At 41.2% G+C, this 19,372-nt stretch carries 21 protein-coding genes and 5 tRNA genes; 24 read left to right on the top strand and 2 right to left on the bottom strand.

Translation table 11 applies throughout. The features are described from left to right. Positions 1-4 precede the first annotated feature (4 nt). Genes tolR through queC form a run of 7 tightly spaced genes read left to right on the top strand, consistent with a single transcriptional unit; the run spans position 5 to position 5,786 of the window. Complete coding sequence (gene tolR / locus AAW31_RS01425; RefSeq protein ID WP_170828944.1) at positions 5-421, top strand: protein TolR; 417 nt, start codon at positions 5-7, stop codon at positions 419-421. A 14-nt stretch (positions 422-435) separates the two neighbouring features. Beyond that, positions 436-1,599: a cell envelope integrity protein TolA gene (locus tag AAW31_RS01420; RefSeq protein ID WP_046848874.1), complete on the top strand. Its 1,164-nt coding sequence runs from the start codon at positions 436-438 to the stop codon at positions 1,597-1,599. A 36-nt stretch (positions 1,600-1,635) separates the two neighbouring features. Continuing rightward, the gene (gene tolB, locus AAW31_RS01415) at positions 1,636-2,955 is read left to right on the top strand and encodes a Tol-Pal system beta propeller repeat protein TolB (RefSeq protein ID WP_046848873.1); all 1,320 of its coding nucleotides are present in this window, start codon (positions 1,636-1,638) and stop codon (positions 2,953-2,955) included. 15 nt (positions 2,956-2,970) lie between these two features. Continuing rightward, positions 2,971-3,498, top strand: a complete 528-nt coding sequence (gene pal, locus AAW31_RS01410; RefSeq protein WP_046848872.1) for a peptidoglycan-associated lipoprotein Pal — start codon at positions 2,971-2,973, stop codon at positions 3,496-3,498. Beyond that, positions 3,498-4,319: a tol-pal system protein YbgF gene (gene ybgF / locus AAW31_RS01405; RefSeq protein WP_046848871.1), complete on the top strand. Its 822-nt coding sequence runs from the start codon at positions 3,498-3,500 to the stop codon at positions 4,317-4,319. The genes pal and ybgF overlap by 1 nt, the downstream gene beginning before the upstream one ends. Positions 4,320-4,367: 48 nt before the next feature. Beyond that, positions 4,368-5,057, top strand: coding sequence for a 7-carboxy-7-deazaguanine synthase QueE (queE, locus tag AAW31_RS01400; protein WP_046848870.1), 690 nt, complete (start codon positions 4,368-4,370; stop codon positions 5,055-5,057). 51 nt (positions 5,058-5,108) lie between these two features. Further along, complete coding sequence (gene queC / locus AAW31_RS01395) at positions 5,109-5,786, top strand: 7-cyano-7-deazaguanine synthase QueC (RefSeq protein WP_046848869.1); 678 nt, start codon at positions 5,109-5,111, stop codon at positions 5,784-5,786. Between the two features lie 109 nt (positions 5,787-5,895). Here queC and AAW31_RS01390 read toward each other — a convergent pair whose 3' ends face one another. Further along, the gene (locus AAW31_RS01390) at positions 5,896-6,246 is read right to left on the bottom strand and encodes a dihydroneopterin aldolase (RefSeq protein ID WP_046848868.1); all 351 of its coding nucleotides are present in this window, start codon (positions 6,244-6,246) and stop codon (positions 5,896-5,898) included. Between the two features lie 114 nt (positions 6,247-6,360). Here AAW31_RS01390 and plsY point away from each other — a divergent pair, with 114 nt between their 5' ends. Further along, positions 6,361-6,969, top strand: coding sequence for a glycerol-3-phosphate 1-O-acyltransferase PlsY (gene plsY / locus AAW31_RS01385; RefSeq protein WP_046848867.1), 609 nt, complete (start codon positions 6,361-6,363; stop codon positions 6,967-6,969). Between the two features lie 17 nt (positions 6,970-6,986). Here the strand turns inward: plsY and tsaD are convergent, their stop codons facing one another. Further along, complete coding sequence (gene tsaD, locus AAW31_RS01380; RefSeq protein ID WP_046848866.1) at positions 6,987-8,003, bottom strand: tRNA (adenosine(37)-N6)-threonylcarbamoyltransferase complex transferase subunit TsaD; 1,017 nt, start codon at positions 8,001-8,003, stop codon at positions 6,987-6,989. A gap of 254 nt (positions 8,004-8,257) precedes the next feature. Between tsaD and rpsU the strand changes: the two genes are divergently transcribed. The 16 genes from rpsU (at position 8,258) to rplL (ending at position 19,208) form a co-directional block, all read left to right on the top strand. Continuing rightward, a complete protein-coding gene (rpsU, locus tag AAW31_RS01375; RefSeq protein ID WP_046848865.1) occupies positions 8,258-8,470 on the top strand; it encodes a 30S ribosomal protein S21 in 213 nt (70 codons plus the stop codon). A 43-nt stretch (positions 8,471-8,513) separates the two neighbouring features. Then, positions 8,514-8,960: a GatB/YqeY domain-containing protein gene (locus tag AAW31_RS01370; protein WP_046848864.1), complete on the top strand. Its 447-nt coding sequence runs from the start codon at positions 8,514-8,516 to the stop codon at positions 8,958-8,960. A gap of 102 nt (positions 8,961-9,062) precedes the next feature. Next, entirely contained in the window at positions 9,063-10,859 is a 1,797-nt protein-coding gene (dnaG, locus tag AAW31_RS01365) for a DNA primase (RefSeq protein ID WP_046848863.1), read from the top strand. Positions 10,860-11,453: 594 nt separating this feature from the next. Continuing rightward, positions 11,454-13,334, top strand: a complete 1,881-nt coding sequence (gene rpoD, locus AAW31_RS01360; protein ID WP_235264550.1) for an RNA polymerase sigma factor RpoD — start codon at positions 11,454-11,456, stop codon at positions 13,332-13,334. Positions 13,335-13,532: 198 nt separating this feature from the next. Beyond that, a tRNA-Ile gene (locus AAW31_RS01355) sits at positions 13,533-13,609 on the top strand. 276 nt (positions 13,610-13,885) lie between these two features. Beyond that, positions 13,886-13,970 (top strand) — tRNA-Tyr (locus AAW31_RS01350). A gap of 86 nt (positions 13,971-14,056) precedes the next feature. Next, positions 14,057-14,130: transfer RNA gene (locus AAW31_RS01345), tRNA-Gly, on the top strand. A 39-nt stretch (positions 14,131-14,169) separates the two neighbouring features. After that, positions 14,170-14,244: transfer RNA gene (locus AAW31_RS01340), tRNA-Thr, on the top strand. A gap of 57 nt (positions 14,245-14,301) precedes the next feature. Further along, positions 14,302-15,492: an elongation factor Tu gene (gene tuf / locus AAW31_RS01335; RefSeq protein ID WP_046848862.1), complete on the top strand. Its 1,191-nt coding sequence runs from the start codon at positions 14,302-14,304 to the stop codon at positions 15,490-15,492. Between the two features lie 83 nt (positions 15,493-15,575). Beyond that, positions 15,576-15,651 (top strand) — tRNA-Trp (locus AAW31_RS01330). 187 nt (positions 15,652-15,838) lie between these two features. Continuing rightward, positions 15,839-16,183, top strand: coding sequence for a preprotein translocase subunit SecE (secE, locus tag AAW31_RS01325; protein WP_046848861.1), 345 nt, complete (start codon positions 15,839-15,841; stop codon positions 16,181-16,183). Between the two features lie 21 nt (positions 16,184-16,204). Continuing rightward, positions 16,205-16,738 (top strand): transcription termination/antitermination protein NusG, encoded by a 534-nt coding sequence (gene nusG / locus AAW31_RS01320; protein WP_046848860.1) that lies wholly within the window; start codon positions 16,205-16,207, stop codon positions 16,736-16,738. Positions 16,739-16,846: 108 nt separating this feature from the next. Continuing rightward, complete coding sequence (gene rplK, locus AAW31_RS01315) at positions 16,847-17,278, top strand: 50S ribosomal protein L11 (RefSeq protein WP_046848859.1); 432 nt, start codon at positions 16,847-16,849, stop codon at positions 17,276-17,278. A 1-nt stretch (position 17,279) separates the two neighbouring features. Beyond that, positions 17,280-17,975, top strand: coding sequence for a 50S ribosomal protein L1 (gene rplA / locus AAW31_RS01310; RefSeq protein ID WP_046848858.1), 696 nt, complete (start codon positions 17,280-17,282; stop codon positions 17,973-17,975). A 259-nt stretch (positions 17,976-18,234) separates the two neighbouring features. Further along, positions 18,235-18,750, top strand: a complete 516-nt coding sequence (gene rplJ / locus AAW31_RS01305) for a 50S ribosomal protein L10 (protein WP_046848857.1) — start codon at positions 18,235-18,237, stop codon at positions 18,748-18,750. A gap of 77 nt (positions 18,751-18,827) precedes the next feature. After that, complete coding sequence (gene rplL / locus AAW31_RS01300; RefSeq protein WP_046848856.1) at positions 18,828-19,208, top strand: 50S ribosomal protein L7/L12; 381 nt, start codon at positions 18,828-18,830, stop codon at positions 19,206-19,208. Positions 19,209-19,372: the final 164 nt, after the last annotated feature.

Genomic DNA, 19,372 nt, shown 5'->3' with positions numbered 1-19,372 from the left:
TCACATGATTAATCGTCGTACTAAACGTCGTCTAATGAACGAAATCAATGTTGTGCCGTATATTGATGTGATGCTGGTGTTATTGGTTATTTTCATGATCACAGCACCGCTTATTCATCCTGGCCAAATTGAACTTCCTCAAATCGGCAAATCTTCAACAGCCCCTGTTGAACCTTTGGAAGTGATTATTGCAGCCGATGGCAATTTGACATTACGTGATCGTAGTAAAATAGGAAGCGAGCAGAAAATGAGCCGTAGCGAACTTGTAAAGGCAATCAAAAATAGACAGGCACAGAATACTGAACAACCTGTCGTGATTGCAGCCGATAAAAATGTTCGCTATGAAGAAGTGATCAATGTCATGGATATATTACAACAAGAACAAGTTAATAAGGTTGGGCTGCTCACAAAACCCAGATAAGATCGCAAGTAACGATGAATGTGACAGCTTGGCGGGATGCTTCCTATACAGAACCTGGATTATTACGGGCTGCTGTACTAGCTTTGCTAGTACATATTATTTTTTTTGCATTTATGGTTTTTGGCTTAAGCTGGAAAAATGATCCACCTGAAACGATGATTGTTGACTTGTGGAGTGACTTGCCACAGCCGATTAAACCTGCGCCTGCTAGAGTAACACCACCGCGAACTGAACCTGTGCGGCAACCACTCATCAAAGCGAAACCTGAGCCAGTTAAAGAGACGCTGCCTAAATCTGAATCAGTCAAGGCAGATGTTCCGTCGCCATCCCCAAAACCGACTGCTGAGATCAAGGAAAAAACGGTAAAACCTCAGCCTATGAAGGAAGCTACAAAGCAGGCTGAGCCAGTTAAAGAGCCCTCTCCTAAACCTGAGCCAATCAAGGCAGATGCGCCGCCGCCGTCCCAAAAACCGGCTATTGAGATCAAGGAAAAAACGGTAAAACCTCAACCTACGAAGCAAGCCGCAAAGCAGCCTGAGCCAATTAAAGAAACTCCTAAACCTGAGTTAATCAAGGCAGATGCGTCATCGCCATCCCCAAAACCGGCTACTGAGATCAAGGAAAAAACGGTAAAGCCTCAGCCTATGAAGGAAGCCACAAAGCAACCTGAGCCAGTTAAAGAGATCCCTCCTAAGGCTGAACCAATCAAGGAGAAGATAACCCAATCAGAGGTTGCTAAGGAAATAACCAAAGAAACAACGAGAAGATCCGATCTGGAGAAAGATCAACAGCTTAAGGAACAGCAACAGGCTGAAGAAATCAAGCGGCAACAACAACGTGAGCAAGAGGCCGCTGCACAAAAAGCTGCCGCGGAGAAAACCAGACAAATGGATGAAATAGCTAGATATAAGGCAATGATTCAGGCAAAAATCAGAAGTCGTATTGTCATGCCGCCTAATTTGCCCGGCAATCCGGTTGTTGAGTACAGAGTGACGCTGTTACCGGGAGGGGAAGTATTGAACGTAGTGTTGCGCAGAACCAGTGGTTATGCCGCATTTGATGAAGCAGTAGAAAGAGCTATCTTTTTATCCACACCCTTACCTATACCGCCGGATGTAACGTTATTCAGAGAATTTCGTGATTTTAATCTTACCGTACATTATCGTGAATCGCTTTGATTTTTACAAAACGCAATTTTTTTGAGAGTTGCTGCTATGCAAAATTATTTACATCGTGCTTCCTTGTATGCACTTACTTTATTTTTATCGATGGTGTATGTACCGCTAAATGCAGCACTTAATATCGAAATATTTGGTGGTGGTGCAACTAGAATTCCTATTGCTATTGTTCCATTTTCTGCTGAATCCAGACTCCCGCAGAGTGTAACTACAATAGTAGCAGCTGATTTAGGGCGCACAGGTTTATTTAAGTTAGTAGATTCACTGGGTCATACACCTCATGAACCGGAAGAAATTGTGTATGCAGATTGGCAGAATCAAGGAGCAAGTGCGCTCGTGATAGGCAATACGGCAATGCTACCCGATGGGCGGATTGAGGTACGCTTTCGCTTGATGGATGTTGCCAAGCAGGTCCAGTTAACTGGATTTACCAGTACCGTTTCAGCCGATCAGCTAAGCGCTGTTGCCCATCGTATTGCTGACATCATTTATGAAGCATTGACAGGTGATATTGGAGTATTTAGTACTCGTATTGCTTATGTATTGAAGCAAGGTAATAAATATGCGCTGCAGGTGGCTGATTCTGATGGTCATAATGCACAATCAGTCATCGAATATACCGAGCCTATTATTTCTCCTGCTTGGTCACCTGATGGCAGCAAACTCGCCTATGTCTCATTTGAAAACAAAAAACCTGTGGTTTATGTGCAGGAATTGTTGACGCGCAATCGGAAAGCGGTCGCTAATTTTAAGGGAAGTAATAGCGCGCCAGCTTGGTCTCCAGATGGCAGTAAGCTAGCTGTCGTGTTGACCATGCAGGGTGGATCACAAATATTCTTGATTAATGCAGATGGAAGTGGGGCGCAAAGGCTTACCCAAAGTTCAGGAATTGATACGGAACCAAGTTTCTCACCCGATGGCCGATCGATTATTTTTACTTCAGATCGTGGTGGTAGTCCACAAATATACCGCGTGGCAATAACAGGAAATCAAGCTGGTACAGCTGAGCGACTAACATTTGAAGGAAGCTACAATGTAAGTCCGCGTTTTAGCCCAGATGGAAAAAGCTTTGCTTATATTCATCGTCATGATGGTAAGTTTAATGTTGCTGTACAGGATTTTGCTAGGCGACAAGTCCAAATATTAACCGATTCAAAATTTGATGAATCTCCTAGTTTCGCACCCAATGGCAAGATGATTTTATATGCTACTGAAATAGGAGGGCGTGGTATATTATCCGCCGTTTCGAGCGATGGACAAACAAAGCAGCGTCTGACTTCACAAGCTGGCGATATCAGAGAGCCAGTATGGGGTCCTTTGCTGAGATCGCAGCGTACAAGCAAATTTATTAATTAATTTTTAAGGTAAAGAATGAAAAAAATTTTGAGTGTGTTGATAATCTGTTTATTGTCAGCGTGCGCAAGCAAAACTACACAACCTACCAGTGAATTGGAAGACCGAACTATGGGTGGGGGTGGGATGGGTGCGGGGGCACAAGAAGGTATGAGAGCCGGTGGAGGTGGATTTGGCATGGATCCATTACGAGATCCTTCTAACATTCTTTCTCAGCGGAGTATCTATTTTGACTTTGATAACTATACAATAAAAAACGAATACAGAGATTTAGTGCTGGCGCATGCTAGGTACCTGCGGGATAACTCAAACTCTAAGGTATTAATACAAGGTAATACCGATGAACGTGGAAGCCGTGAGTATAATCTTGCACTTGGTCAGCGTCGGGCAGATAGCGTAAAAAATGCTATGTTGCTCTCGGGCGCTCGTGATCATCAAATTGAGTCAGTAAGCCTAGGTGAGGAAAAACCTCGTGCAGCAGGACGTGATGAATCTGCATGGACTGAGAATCGTCGAGCCGATATTCTTTATCAAGGGGAATACTAATGTTGGTACGTGCTTCCATACTATTGTTTTTGTTTAGTTATAATGTAAGCTTCGCGGGGCTATTTGATGATGCACATGCCCGTGAGCAGATAGAGGTTATGCAAAAACAAATGCAAGAGTTGGAGGCGCGTATTGTCAGCATGGAGGAAGCGCTTAAGAATCAGGCGGTATTGGAGCTTTATACTCAGATCGAAACATTTAAAATTGAGCTTGGGAAACTGCGTGGGCAAATTGAGATATTGCATGAAGAAAATAAGATTTTGAAGAAACAGCAGAAAGATTTTTATCTGGATTTGGATAACCGATTGAGACAAGTAGAGCCGACATCCCATGATGCTTCGATAGGGTTGGGTTCTCCACCAGAGACAACAGCTAAAACGGCTCCTTCTGCTACGCCAGAGGCCGAAACGAGCAGCGTAGTACAGTCTAAAGATCGGGCTACAGACCTATCAGAGCGCGATGCTTATAACGCAAGTTATAGCTTATTCAAAGAAGGTAATTATTCAGGAGCGATCACGCAATTTGAGAATTTTATTACGCGTTACCCTACCTCTAATTTAGCACCAGGAGCTGCCTACTGGATTGGAAATGCTTATTATGCATTACGTGATTTTAGTTCTGCCATCCGGGCACAGCAAAAAGTGATCGAGAATTATCCGAAAAGTGGAAAGGCGCCTGATGCCATGCTCAATATTGCAAGTAGCCAAATAGAAATGGCTGAGGTTGCTGCAGCCAAAACAACATTACAAAGCTTAGTCACAAAATATCCCAATAGTGACGCTGCTGATAAAGCTAGACGGCGTCTTGCTAACCTTAAATAAGATTTAACAATGAAAGAAGCAATTGTTAAAGCTGTCTCTAAAGACGTAATGCATTCCCTCTCTCTACTACGACAACATGCTACACAAAAACCCGAAGCAGAAGTATTGCGTGTAAGTGAGATATTTTATTCTATCCAAGGTGAAACCAGTCGCACTGGTCTACCAACCGTGTTTATCCGTTTGACTGGCTGTCCGCTACGGTGTGGATATTGTGATACGGAGTATGCATTTTCAGGGGGCGAGAATATGTCAATTGCTGATGTGCTGAATAAAGCTTCAAATTATGCCTCTCGTTATATTACAGTTACTGGAGGTGAGCCACTGGCGCAGAAAGCTTGTTCCACCCTGCTAAAAGTATTATGTGATACAGGTTATTCGGTATCGATTGAAACGAGCGGTGCGCTCGATATATCCAAACTGGATAAAAGGGTTTCCAAGATTATGGATATTAAAACACCCGGTTCGGGAGAAGTTGCAAAAAATCGTTGGTCCAATCTCGATTATTTAACTGACCAGGATGAATTGAAGTTTGTTTTATGTGATGAAGCAGATTATCGATGGGCAGTGGATGTATTTTACGAACGATGTCTCCATCAGATTTGTCCAGTATTATTTTCACCAGTGTATGGTCAACTCGATCCAGCCAAGCTTGCTGACTGGATATTAAAAGATCGCTTACCGGTTAGATTACAGCTTCAGCTGCATAAGATACTCTGGGGAGAGGTAGCAGGGCGGTGAAGATTCAGCATTTTTGAAAACTGTTCTTCCTTTAAATCAACATATGGTTTTATGAGAAAAGCAGTCGTACTTTTATCGGGGGGCCTGGATTCTGCGACGACGCTTGCTATGGCTTGCGATAAAGGATTTGCATGTTATGCCTTAAGTATTGATTATGGGCAACGTCATCAATCAGAGTTGGCTGCAGCGCGGAAGGTCGGCCAATCCATGGGTATAAAGATGCATCGAACTATTAGTATTGACTTGAGCGCATTGGGAGGATCTGCTCTTACTGACAGGTCTATTGCGGTGCCTACTGGAGGGACAACCACAGGTATTCCAGTTACTTATGTTCCTGCCAGAAATACGGTCATGCTCTCTTTAGCTTTAGCCTGGGCTGAAGTGCTCGGAAGTCACGATATATTTATTGGAGTGAATGCTATCGATTATTCTGGCTATCCAGATTGCCGACCTGATTACATTGAAGCCTTTGAGAAAATGTCCAATCTTGCTACCAAAACTGCCAGAGAGGGGAATAAGCTGATGCTGCATGCGCCACTTCTTAACCTTTCTAAGAAAGAAATTATTAGTTTAGGAAAAGAGCTAGGGGTTGATTATGCCTTGACTGTATCATGTTATCAAGCTGATGAAAGTGGCTCTGCTTGTGGCCTATGTGATGCTTGTCGCATTCGTAGAGCAGGATTTTTAGCGGCAGATATCTCTGATCCGACGCGGTATAGAGTAGGTTAAAAATGTGGGCAAACATCGTTTAAAGTTACCTCAGGATCAAGAGAATTCCTGATCAAATAGAATAAAGTAAATAGGCGGGTAGCAAAATAGGAATAGGCTAAGAGAAGGGCTATGATTTTCGTTCAATACATACACCTAGCTTTTTTACTCCTTTAATAATGTCAAGTTTGGCTGCACTTACTTTTACCCAAGGTGAATTAAATTCTGTCAAAATAATTTGTGCGATATGTTCAGCTAATGCCTCAAGTAAAGAGAATTGTTTGGTGGCTAAAATATCGTTGATGCGCTTGATAATCAGAGAATAATCCAGTGCATCTTCAAGTTTGTCAGTAAAACAAGCTCGATTGGTTGGTAGGGCGATTTCAAGATTAAGTTCGATTGTTTGAGCAATCTTTTTTTCCCATGGATAAATTCCAATCAGTGTTTTTGCTTTGAAGTCATGAAGAAAGATGATATCCATTATTAGGATTTAAAATGATCTATAACCTTGGTGGAATAAATTAAAGAAATATTTTTGTGTGTTGTTATCGCGATTCTAGTCTATTTATGAAGGTGATGCTATTTTGGTGATGATATGGAAGTAGGATTATTGTTGTTAGCCGCTTATTTGCTGGGTTCAGTTTCATTTGCAGTGGTAGCAAGTTGGTTATTTAATTTACCTGATCCAAGAACATATGGCTCGAAAAATCCCGGGGCAACAAATGTGTTGCGTAGTGGCAAGAAAGTGGCAGCAGTTGTGACATTACTAGGTGATGCTGGCAAAGGTTGGCTGGCAGTGATACTCGCTAATTATTTTTCACAAGCTTGGCAACTAGGAAATGAAGCGGTTGCGGGTGTTGCAATAGCTGTTTTTCTTGGTCACTTGTTTCCAATCTTTCTTGGTTTTAAAGGTGGCAAAGGGGTGGCGACATCGGCAGGTGTGCTACTCGGTTTGGATCCTTTATTAGGACTATTGGTAATATTTACGTGGATTTTAGTTGCCATGCTTTGGCGTATATCTTCATTATCTGCTATGGTTGCTGCTCTGTTAGCGCCAATTTATGCGTTTATTCTATTTGACTCCAAAATAAATGTCTGGGCTACTACTATTATTTCATTGTTACTTCTTTGGCGGCATAAATCAAATTTCATCAATCTAGCTATAGGTAAAGAAGCACGCATTGGAGAAAAAAGCAGATTGTGAGTTGAAATCGAAGATGCTTACAACATTTCCAGATCCCACCTGGCTCTTACTGTAAAGCAGCTCATACTATGCTGGTAGTTAATCTCTTGTTGTTGTAGACGCATTGCTCCAGCAAAAGCGATCATGGCGCCATTGTCAGTACAGAATTCAAATTCTGGAAAAAATACTGTTGCGCCTATGTTGGTTGTTTCGCGAACGAGCCTTTTACGTAATTGGATATTTGCTCCTACTCCACCCGCTATGACCAGTTGACTAAGACCATTTTGCATGAGAGCGGACAAAGATTTTTCTGCCAGAATGTCTATGACCGCTTCTTGAAAGGCAAGTGCAATGTCAGCACCGGTTTGCTGTGTAATATGATGATTTTTGATTAAAGTTGATACCGCAGTTTTTAATCCGCTGAAACTAAAGTTAAAGTCCCCGCTATACCGCATAGGGCGAGGAAGTTTAAAACGACCCGATTGACCTTGTTCCGCAAGTTCGGCAAGTGCTCGCCCGCCGGGGTAATCTAACCCAAGAAGTTTTGCTGTTTTATCAAAAGCTTCACCTGCCGCATCATCTACCGTTTCGCCAAGCAATATATATTCTCCTATTCCATTAACCTTTATTAACTGAGTGTGACCACCAGAAACGAGAAGGGCTACAAAAGGAAACGTAGGGGAAGGTGTCGATAATAGAGGAGACAGAAGATGGCCTTCAAGATGATGAATATTCAGTATTGGGATTTCAAGAGCGAATGACAGTGCGGAACCAATACATGCGCCTACTAGTAAAGCTCCTGCCAGACCAGGTCCTTGAGTGTAGGCAATAGCGTTAACTTCTTTCAAACAAATATTGGCTTCTTTCAAAGCTTGTTTGATAAGCGGTATGACACGGCGAATATGGTCGCGTGAGGCTAGTTCTGGTACAACTCCGCCATATTCATTATGTATTTCAGTTTGTGAATATAGCGTGTGACTTAATAAACCATATTTTGTGTGATAAAGGGCAATACCTGTTTCATCACATGACGTTTCAATACCAAGCACAATCATTTTTAATGTCAATAGAAACTATATTGAATCTCTTTGTGTCCAATTTTAAACCTTTTGGTGAGAGAAAGAGAAGAGTAAAAAGTGGTGTATGAGAAAATATGGTTGATGTTTGCTTAATATCTTCTTCATTGCATCCAAAAGCTTTTCTTATTGCATGCTTTTATTAAGAAAATAATAATGTTATATTTATAAGCTTTTGCAGAATTATTAACATTCAATAAAAATAGAAGGAGACCGAAAGGGATTACTACTTTATGACCACTGTTAAAGTCAAGGAAAATGAGCCATTTGAAGTTGCCATGCGTCGTTTTAAACGCTCGGTTGAGAAAACTGGATTACTTACTGAATTGCGCGCGCGCGAATTTTATGAAAAGCCAACTGCAGAACGTAAACGTAAACATGCAGCAGCTGTCAAGCGTACCTATAAACGTTTGCGTAGTCAATTACTCCCGAAAAAACTTTATTAGTTGGTCATGAATTCGTAAGACAAACTTACTAGGCTGCTTTGTTATGAATTTGAGGCAGAAAATTACAGAAGACATGAAGGTTGCCATGCGCGCGGGGGACTCAAAAAAGCGTGACGCTATTCGATTATTGCAAGCAGCTATTAAACAGCGAGAAGTTGATGAGCGTATTGAGCTAGATGATACAGCGATCATTGCAGTAATTGAGAAAATGCTTAAACAGCGTAGAGATTCGATCACGCAATATGAGGCTGCGCGCCGGCAAGATTTAGCTGATGCCGAAAAATATGAAGTGGACGTGCTGCTTACTTATATGCCTCAAATGATGAGTGAGGCTGAAGTTACTAGGATAGTGGACGAAGTGATCGCTTTAGTAGGAGATGCAGGGCAGCAGCGGATGGGTAAGATCATGGCTTTGTTAAAATCTAAATTGACTGGATGTGCAGATATGACTCAAGTAGCCGCGCTAGTGAAGAAAAAAATTTCCTCTTGATTTTATTAAAGGACAACTTATCTTAGTTTATGTGTTTGGGGTAGTAGTCAAGTATTTATTCACCTCATCGATAATCAGTTAATTATTGGCCTACTTTAATAAATGGTTCCTCAATCGTTTATTCAAGAGTTGCTCAATCGCATAGATATAACGGATGTAGTTGGGCGTTATGTGCCATTGAGGAAAGCTGGTGGCAATTTTAGCGCGTGCTGCCCGTTTCATAATGAAAAAACCCCGTCATTTGTGGTTAGTCCAACAAAACAGTTCTATCATTGTTTCGGTTGCGGAAAGCATGGTAACGCCATTAATTTTCTGATTGAGCATACCGGAATGAGTTTTATTGATGCGGTTGAGAATTTGGCTGCTTCTGCTGGATTGCAAATTCCATCTCAACAAGTTGTAACTTATTCTCGAGTATTTGAATCTCACTTCTCGCTTACTAAAAAAGAAGGTGAGCAAGATAAAGCTGAGGAGTCTGTGCAGCAGATGGTTGAATCGATGAAAACTGCCGCTCAATATTATCGTAGTCAACTTAAGAACGCTGAGCAGGCTATTGCTTATTTAAAAAAGCGCGGTATAACGGGAGAAATCGCGGTTCGTTTTGGAGTTGGTTATGCGCCGGCTAACCGACAGAATCTTGCTTCTGTATTTTCTGAATACCCGCTAAAGCAATCCGAAAATGTGTTGGTAAAAGTAGGCTTGGTCATACGTGGCAATGATGGTAAACATTATGACCGGTTCCGTAACCGCATTATGTTCCCAATTTTAGACCAGAAAGGCAGGGTAATCGGTTTTGGTGGAAGGGTATTGGATGCTGGAGAGCCAAAGTATTTAAATTCTCCTGAGACGCCTTTATTTATAAAGGGGCGTGAACTTTATAATTTGTTTGCAGCCAGCAAGGCGATCCGTAAAGCAGGGCGAGCTTTAGTGGTAGAAGGATATATGGACGTAGTTATGCTTGCGCAACATGATATAGACTATGCGGTTGCTACGCTTGGTACTGCTACTACACCGTTTCATATCCAGAAGCTACTGCGTCAAACAGATAAAATCATTTTTTGTTTCGATGGTGATAGTGCGGGAAGGAAAGCAGCTTGGCGTGCGCTCGAAAATAGTTTATCTCAATTACGGGATGGAAAAGAGATAAGTTTTCTGTTTCTACCAGAGAATGAGGATCCCGATAGCTATGTTCGTAAGCATGGTAAAGAATCATTTGAAGCGCTTGTCGATCAGGCGCTACCTCTCTCCAAGTTTTTTTATGGTGAATTATCTGGGCGTGTGAATCTGCAAACTAGCGAAGGACGTGCTGGTTTGGTGCAACATGCACGGCCGTTATTGGCTCAGATAAGTGGCGCTCCGGTTCTTGCGCTTATGCTGATAAAACAGTTGGCACAACTCACTTCTATTAACCAAAACGAATTGGAGGGGTTATTGCAAATTAAGCGAAAAGATCTTTTTTCTCGGCCTAATCTGAAGCGACCGCAACCAGTCACACCTTATCGTAAACTAATTCAATTAATCCTACACGATCCAGTATATGTCGGGAAGCTAGAAAAAAGTATGCTGACAGGAGATGATGAAGAAAATGATGAAAAGACATTATTGATAGAACTGATGGATTTTTTTAATGCTTTATCACCGCAGGACTTAGAAGAGGCAACATTGTTATCGATTAAGGCATATTTCTGTGATAACCCATGTTATGAATTATTAGAAACAATAGAAAAAGAAATAAGTATGTGGGGAGAAGGGGTCGATATAGACGCAGAGTTTACCGGAATATTGCTGCGGTTGAGAGAAATGCGCCGCAAACAAAGAATGGCTGTGCTGCATAGTAAACCTCTAAATTTGCTTACCTCAGAAGAAAAACGAGAATTGCAGCAATTATATGTTTCTTAAACAAGTTTATTATCATAATATTTATTGGAAGGGGCAAATGCAGATTGGGTATTTATTATTTAATAATTAATTAAATAGCTGTTATATATTTGAACTTTTCATTGGTTAATTGAACAAAAAATAACAAGGTGACGTGGTGTTGATAGTTAGCAAGATATATTTGCGAAAAATGAAAGAGAGTTATAAAACCACCTCTGAATGAGATGTGTCATGATGAATTTTTGATATACTCAAAGATTTTAGAATTTATTGGTCTATATTATCTAAATTTTAGCAAATTTAGTAGATTAGTCAGCGGTGACTAAGAGAATGATAAAAGTTAATAACTGAGCAAGCGATAGCCCTTGAACAAAAAATAGACCTGGTTACTAAAGTTAATGGGTATACATAGATTGGGTAACAAAAATAAAGATGGGATCTTTTTGCAGTGATGGGTGCTCGGGCACTTGAAATATGGATACAAAACAATTAACACCAGAATTAAATACAGAGAATCCGATTATTGATAATCAGTCGGAGTTAACTAAGATAAAATCGGCGAAAATGAAAGCATCCAAAAAAATTAAAGCATCGAATAATGATAATGTAGAAGAAATGGTTGAGGAAACCTTGTCATCTGCGCCTCAAGATATCGAGGCAAGGAAGATGCGGCTTAAGAAATTGATTGTTCAGGGTAAGGAACGGGGTTATTTAACTTATGCTGAAATTAATGATCACTTGCCTGATGATATGCTAGATGCAGAGCAGATTGAAGGTGTCATTAGCATGATCAATGATATGGGAATTTCTGTTCATGATGAGGCGCCAGATGCAGAAGCATTATTAATGTCTGATACAGCAACTGCTGTAACTGATGAGGATGTGGTTGAAGAGGCTGAGGCAGCGCTTTCTAGTGTAGATTCGGAATTTGGTCGTACTACTGATCCAGTGCGCATGTATATGCGTGAGATGGGGTCGGTAGAATTATTGACACGCGAAAGTGAGATAGAAATAGCAAAACGTATTGAAGATGGTTTGAGGCATATGATACAGGCTATTTCTGCATGCCCAACGATTATTGCAGATATTCTAGATTTGGCAACCGAAGTTGAAAATGATCGGTTGCGTGTTGATGAATTGGTGGATGGATTTCTTGATGATGATGCTCAAGAAATCCTTAATGAAGAGATGTCTGATGAGCCGCTTGAACAGGATTTTGTTTCTGATGACATGGAAGATGAGAGCGGAGTTGCGGTAGCGAGCGCCAGCTTGATTAAGTTAAAAAATGATGTGTTAGAACGTTTTTTAGAGATTCGCGAAGCCTATAACGAAATGCAAAAAATAATCGAAAAAAATGGTTCGCGGGAGGATAAAAAATATAAAGCTCTTCAGGAAAAAATTTCATCCGAACTCATGGCTATGAGATTCTCGGCCAAGATGGTGGAAAAATTATGTGATTCACAGCGCGATCTTGTTAATGAAATTCGCAATTGCGAGCGTAAAATTATGGATCTGTGCGTCACCAAAGCAAACATGCCAAGAAATTATTTTATCAAGGGTTTTCCTGGTAATGAGACCAATCTGGAGTGGGTTAAGTCAGAGGTTGAATCTAATAAGCCTTGCGGTCAGTCACTAAGGCATTTCATGCCCGCTATTATGGAGCAGCAGCAATGTTTGCTTTCTCTGCAAGAGCAAGCCAAAATCCCTATCAAAGAACTGAAAGAGATTAATCGCCGAATGACTACTGGTGAGGCTAAAGCGCGGCGTGCAAAACGTGAAATGACAGAAGCTAATTTGCGATTGGTGATTTCGATTGCTAAAAAGTATACTAATCGTGGATTACAATTTTTGGATCTCATCCAAGAAGGTAATATTGGTTTGATGAAGGCTGTCGATAAATTTGAATATCGGCGTGGTTACAAATTTTCTACTTATGCAACATGGTGGATACGTCAGGCAATAACACGTTCTATTGCTGATCAGGCTCGTACCATTCGAATTCCTGTTCATATGATTGAAACAATTAATAAAATGAATCGTATCTCGCGTCAGATTCTGCAAGAAACGGGGCAAGAGCCAGAACCAGCATTGTTAGCCGAAAAAATGGAGATGCCTGAAGAGAAGATTAGAAAAATCCTCAAGATTTCTAAAGAGCCAATCTCGATGGAAACACCTATTGGTGATGATGAAGATTCCCACTTGGGAGATTTTATAGAAGATTCATCTACTGTGGCGCCCGCTGATGCTGCTGTTTATGCTAGTTTGCGCAACGCTACTAAGGATGTGCTCGATTCTCTGACGCCACGAGAGGCAAAAGTTTTGCGCATGCGTTTTGGTATTGAAATGAATACTGATCATACCTTAGAGGAAGTTGGAAAACAGTTCGATGTTACTCGTGAGCGTATTCGTCAAATAGAGGCAAAGGCATTGAGAAAACTACGGCATCCAGCTCGTTCCGATCGCCTGCGTAGCTTTTTGGACACAGGAAATTCATAAACTCATAATTTATTATCGCGCTACATAAGATATAATATTCGTATTCTTAATTCTTGAGCTGCTGATATATCAATTTGCAGATTGGCCGATATGGAAATGCGGATGACTTTATAAATACGTTATCCAGCACAAATTAATACCGGGTAATAGAAACGGACTGTGTGTACTATATATTCATAATAAATTAATAGCTCAAATGGGTCTGTAGCTCAGTTGGTTAGAGCAGGGGACTCATAATCCCTTGGTCGCTGGTTCGAGTCCAGCCAGACCCACCAATGAAAGGAAAGGGTTGCAATGTTATAATGCAACTCTTTTTTATTATTTGAAGCAGATTTTTAGATTGATTTTTTATAAAAATATTGAAATCTGCGCTAGCTTCATTGTTCAGTGGGGAGATTGATGTGAGTGATCCGAGGAATAATAATCAGGAATATACCTATTCATCCCAATTCTGACTTAAGCTCATCATTGGCAGATATTAATCGTGCTAAGGAATAATAATGTATTTATTGACTTAGGGCTATAATGCATCCATAATGATGGATTAATTTGGAGGGGTTCCCGAGCGGTCAAAGGGATCAGACTGTAAATCTGACGGCTCTGCCTTCGAAGGTTCGAATCCTTCCCCCTCCACCATATTTTTAGTTGCTGAAAGAACGGTTAGGTATGTGAATTCAGTGCTTAATCATAAATTATAGGGATGGGTGAGTTTTCTAAAGTATGCGGGTGTAGCTCAATGGTAGAGCAGAAGCCTTCCAAGCTTACGACGAGGGTTCGATTCCCTTCACCCGCTCCAAATATTAGAAAGGCAGTGCAAGTAAAGTGGATGTAGTTTGCCCATGTAGCTTAGTGGTAGAGCACTCCCTTGGTAAGGGAGAGGTCGCCAGTTCAATTCTGGCCATGGGCTCCATAGTCATAGTTAGAGTGCTGTCGTAAAATAAAGCAATTTTGATGATGAGGAAATAGCATGGCGAAGAGTAAATTTGAGCGATTGAAGCCACATATAAACGTTGGCACGATAGGTCATGTGGATCATGGCAAGACGACATTGACGGCAGCCATTACGATGGTATTGACGAAAAAATTTGGGGGAGAGGCAAAGTCGTATGCTCAGATTGACTCTGCACCGGAAGAGCGTGCGCGGGGAATTACCATTAACACGTCTCACGTAGAATATGAGACTGAGAAGCGTCATTATGCGCATGTAGACTGCCCTGGTCACGCAGATTATGTAAAAAACATGATTACCGGCGCAGCTCAGATGGATGGGGCTATATTGGTCGTATCAGCTGCTGATGGGCCGATGCCTCAGACGCGCGAACATATCTTGCTGGCAAGGCAGGTGGGCGTGCCGTACATCATAGTCTATATGAATAAAGCAGATATGGTAGATGATCCTGAATTGCTTGAGCTGGTGGAAATGGAAATACGTGAGCTCTTGTCTAAATACGATTTTCCGGGGGATGATACACCGATCATCGTGGGTTCGGCATTAAAGGCGCTGGAGGGAGATCAGAGCGATATTGGAGAGCCCTCCATATATAAATTGGCGGATGCGCTGGATAGTTATATTCCTGAGCCACAGCGAGCCGTAGATGGTGCTTTTATCATGCCGGTGGAAGATGTGTTTTCCATCTCCGGACGGGGTACGGTTGTAACGGGGCGTGTCGAGCGGGGCATTGTTAAAGTGGGTGATGAGATTGAAATAGTGGGTTTGAAGCCGACATTGAAGACGGTGTGCACCGGTGTGGAGATGTTCAGGAAACTACTTGATCAAGGGCAGGCTGGCGATAATGTGGGAATATTGTTGCGCGGTACTAAGCGGGAAGAGGTTGAGCGTGGTCAGGTGCTTGCCAAGCCTGGGAGTATATTGCCGCATACGAAATTTACCGCAGAGATATATGTTTTAAGCAAAGAGGAAGGTGGAAGACACACGCCATTTTTTGCTGGATATCGCCCTCAGTTCTATTTCAGAACAACAGACGTTACGGGATCGATAGAGCTTCCAGCAGGCACTGAGATGGTCATGCCTGGAGATAATATTTCGGTGACAGTCAACCTTATAGCTCCCATTGCGATGGAAGAAGGATTGCGGTTTGCAATCCGTGAAGGTGGCAGAACTGTTGGTGCGGGTGTGGTGGCTAAAATTATTGAGTAGATAAATGGGATGTAAATTTATTTTTAAGTTTTGAATTATGTTATAAAAGTAATATATTAAATATAAATTGTTGTGTAGAAAGTAGGCCAGTAGCTCAATTGGCAGAGCGTCGGTCTCCAAAACCGAAGGCTGGGGGTTCGATGCCCTCCTGGCCTGCCAAAATTGAATTCATTTCAGAAAATTGATTGAGTCAAAACTATAACGGATTTTAATTTTTGATTAAAAGTAAGTCATGCTATTTAAGTAAGAGGTTATTGAGTTTACTTATTGATCTTATTATCAATCTGAAATTAAGAAATTATTAAGAAGGCAAGGCTGGTTATCTATTGTCAAGGATGGTATCTGGGTGAACAAATTTAAGTTGGCGCTTGCTATATTATCGATAATAGCTGGTGTCGTAGGTTTTTACTATTTGCGTGAGAGCGCAATGGTTATTCGCATTTTGCTTTTGTTGCTAGGCATAATTCTGGGAATTACGATAGCTTGGTTTACGGATCAAGGCAAGCAATTTTATACATTTAGCAGAGAGTCAATTGAAGAAACAAAGAAAGTGATTTGGCCTAGTCGAAAAGAAACGATGCAAACCGCGGGGGTGGTCTTCGCTTTTGTTGTGGCTATGGCGGCTTTTTTGTGGTTAGTAGATACCGGATTGATGACGGTCGTGAGGTATGTAATGGATCAAGAGGGCTAGCTAAATGATCCGGGTGGTGAAATGAGCAAAAAATGGTATGTGATTCATGCATATTCTGGCTTTGAAAATAGCGTCAAGAGAGCATTGCAGGAACGCATTGCTCGTGCTGATATGGAGGATAAATTTGGTCAAATATTGGTTCCTGTAGAAGAGGTTATGGAAATCAAAGGTGGCCAAAAAAATATCAGTGAAAGGAAATTTTTCCCTGGCTATGTATTGATAGAAATGGAAATGACTGATGAAACTTGGCATTTGGTTAAACATACAGCCAAGGTCAGTGGTTTCGTTGGTGGTTCTCTAACAAAACCAACACCCATCAGTGAAAAGGAAGTTCGAAATATACTTGATCAGATTCAAGAAGGCGTAGAAAAGCCTAAACCCAAGATATTGTTTGAGATTGGCGAGGCTGTGCGTGTTAAAGAAGGGCCATTTACAGATTTCCATGGAAATGTTGAGGATGTTAATTACGACAAAAATAAGTTAAGAGTGTCCGTTTCAATTTTTGGTCGACCTACACCTATTGAATTAGATTTTGATCAAGTCGAAAAATCCTAATTTCTCATAAAATATAGCTAAATTTAGAAAATAGAAGTGGTTATTGTTTTGTACGACATCGGGGAGAATGTTGTAAGCATTCGATAAAACCCAAAAAGGAGAATAATTTTGGCAAAAAAGATTATCGGCTATATCAAGTTACAAATACCGGCTGGAAAAGCTAATCCAAGCCCCCCTATTGGCCCAGCTCTTGGGCAGCGTCAACTTAACATTATGGAATTTTGTAAAGCATTTAACGCAGCCACACAGAAAATGGAGCCGGGTTTGCCTGTCCCGGTCATTATTACGGCTTATGCGGACAAAAGCTTTACATTCGTTATGAAAACAACACCTGCCACGGTATTAATTAAAAAGGCGGCAGGGATAAGTAAAGGAAGTGCTAAGCCACACGTTGATAAAGTAGGGAAATTAAGTCGTGATCAAGCGGAAGAAATAGCTAAATTAAAAATGCCGGATTTAACTGCAGCAAATATGGACGCTGCAGTTAAGTCTATTGCTGGTAGTGCAAGAAGCATGGGTGTGGAAGTGGAGGGATTATAAAATGGCACATGTTTCTAAACGATATACGTTGATAAACAAAAGGATAGATCGTAATAAATCCTACTCGCTAGCAGAAGCCATTACACTTATAAAAGAAACTGCAACTGCAAAATTTGATGAATCGGTTGATGTTGCCATCAATTTGGGGATAGATGCAAGAAAATCAGATCAAGCGGTACGTGGATCAGTAGTTTTACCGGCAGGCACAGGTAAAGTGGTGCGTGTTGCTGTTTTTGTCCAAGGTGATAAAGCTAAAGAAGCGCTTGATGCGGGTGCAGATATTGTCGGTTTTGAGGATCTTGCAGAAAGAGTTAAGGCAGGCGAGATTAACTTTGATGTCGCTATTGCAAGTCCAGATGCGATGCGTATTGTTGGTCAATTAGGCCAAATCCTGGGGCCGCGAGGACTCATGCCCAATCCAAAAGTAGGTACGGTAACACCGGATGTTTCAGCTGCTGTGCGGAATGCCAAAGCAGGACAAGTACAGTTTCGAGCAGATAAAGCCGGTATTGTGCATTGTACAATCGGCAGGGCATCATTTGAGCCTGATGCGCTTAAGAAAAATATTTTGGCGTTAGTAGATGCGCTAAATAAATCTAAACCACCTACATCTAAAGGTGTGTATCTAAGACGAATGACTCTTTCCAGTACCATGGGCGTGGGGGTAAGAGTCGATCAATCCGGTGTAGAGTATTGATTTACAGACTTTGGGCTATTGACTTTTATAGTCAATAGGTTATCAAAGACCGTTGGGGTTTCATGTTCGCTTTAAATAAAGAGGATCAAATTTGCAAACTGAGACTTAATTATCATGAATTTATCGAATGGTGCCCAACGCAGATGGCGTATCCAGAACAGGATTTATTTTTCTCCTGAATATAGATCGCCGCTTTTTAGTATGGAAGATATCGTGATTTTTCCGATATAACTCCAGAGTTTAACGTGGAGAATGTATCTTGAGTCTTAATCTTGAACAGAAAAAAGCAATAATAGCAGAAGTTGGTGCGCAAATAGCTGACGCGCAGGCGATTATATTGGCTGAGTACCGTGGATTGGAAGTGAGTAAATTTACCCAATTACGGGCTAAAACACGTGAGAGTGGAATATATTTTCGCGTAGTTAAAAATTCATTTGTACGCCGTGCAGTGAAGAATACGCCCTATTCTACTCTTGCTGATCAAATGGTTGGTCCTTTGGTATATGGTATTGGTCGTGATCCGGTGACTACGGCCAAAGTACTTCATGAGTTCGCAAAAAATAATGATAAATTTGTTATTAAAGCTGGAGCAATAACTGGCACTGTCTTGTCTAACAAAGAAGTTGCGGCCTTAGCCAGCTTACCGAGTAGAGAAGAACTGTTATCGAGACTGATGGGAACGCTGCAAGCACCTATAGCTAAATTTGTGAGAACGCTTAATGAAGTGCCTACCAGTTTTGTGCGTGGATTAGCTGCTATACGTGATCATAAATGATCTATTCAGCTTTAGAAAGCAAATTTTTGCGCATCTTTAGAATTAATCAGTATTTTATTTATTGTTAGGAGAAAGAAATGGCTGTGGCCAAAGAAGAAATTTTAGACGCAATTGCTAATATGACTGTATTAGAGCTGTCTGAGTTAATTAAGAATATGGAAGAAAAGTTTGGAGTCTCCGCTGCAGCGGCTACTGTTGCCGTTGCTGCACCTGCTGCTGCAGCAGCAGCTCCGGCAGCAGAAGAGCAAACTGAATTTTCTGTCGTACTAACCTCTGCAGGAGATAATAAAGTAAATGTAATTAAAGTCGTTCGGGCAATAACAGGTCTTGGGTTAAAGGAAGCGAAAGATCTGGTTGATGGCGCTCCAAAAGCAGTAAAAGAAGGAATTTCCAAAGCTGATGCAGAAGGAATTCAGAAACAACTTATTGAAGCAGGAGCTGCTTGCGAAGTTAAATAATATTGCTGTTATGAAAGTATTGGCTGGCAGAAGTAAAAAGACTGCCGGCCTTTGCTTTCTTTGATGATTTGATGTTTTGCCGAGCATTTACTGTGGCAGCCAGTAAATGACTATTTGGATAAATATAATTATTTAATCCTCATTATTCTGCGCCTGGAGAAAAT

Origin of the sequence: Nitrosomonas communis, from assembly GCF_001007935.1 — a bacterium.
Classification (GTDB): Bacteria; Pseudomonadota; Gammaproteobacteria; order Burkholderiales; family Nitrosomonadaceae; genus Nitrosomonas; species Nitrosomonas communis.
Note: the sequence above shows the minus strand (reverse complement) of the source record. Positions and strands in the feature narration are given on the sequence as shown.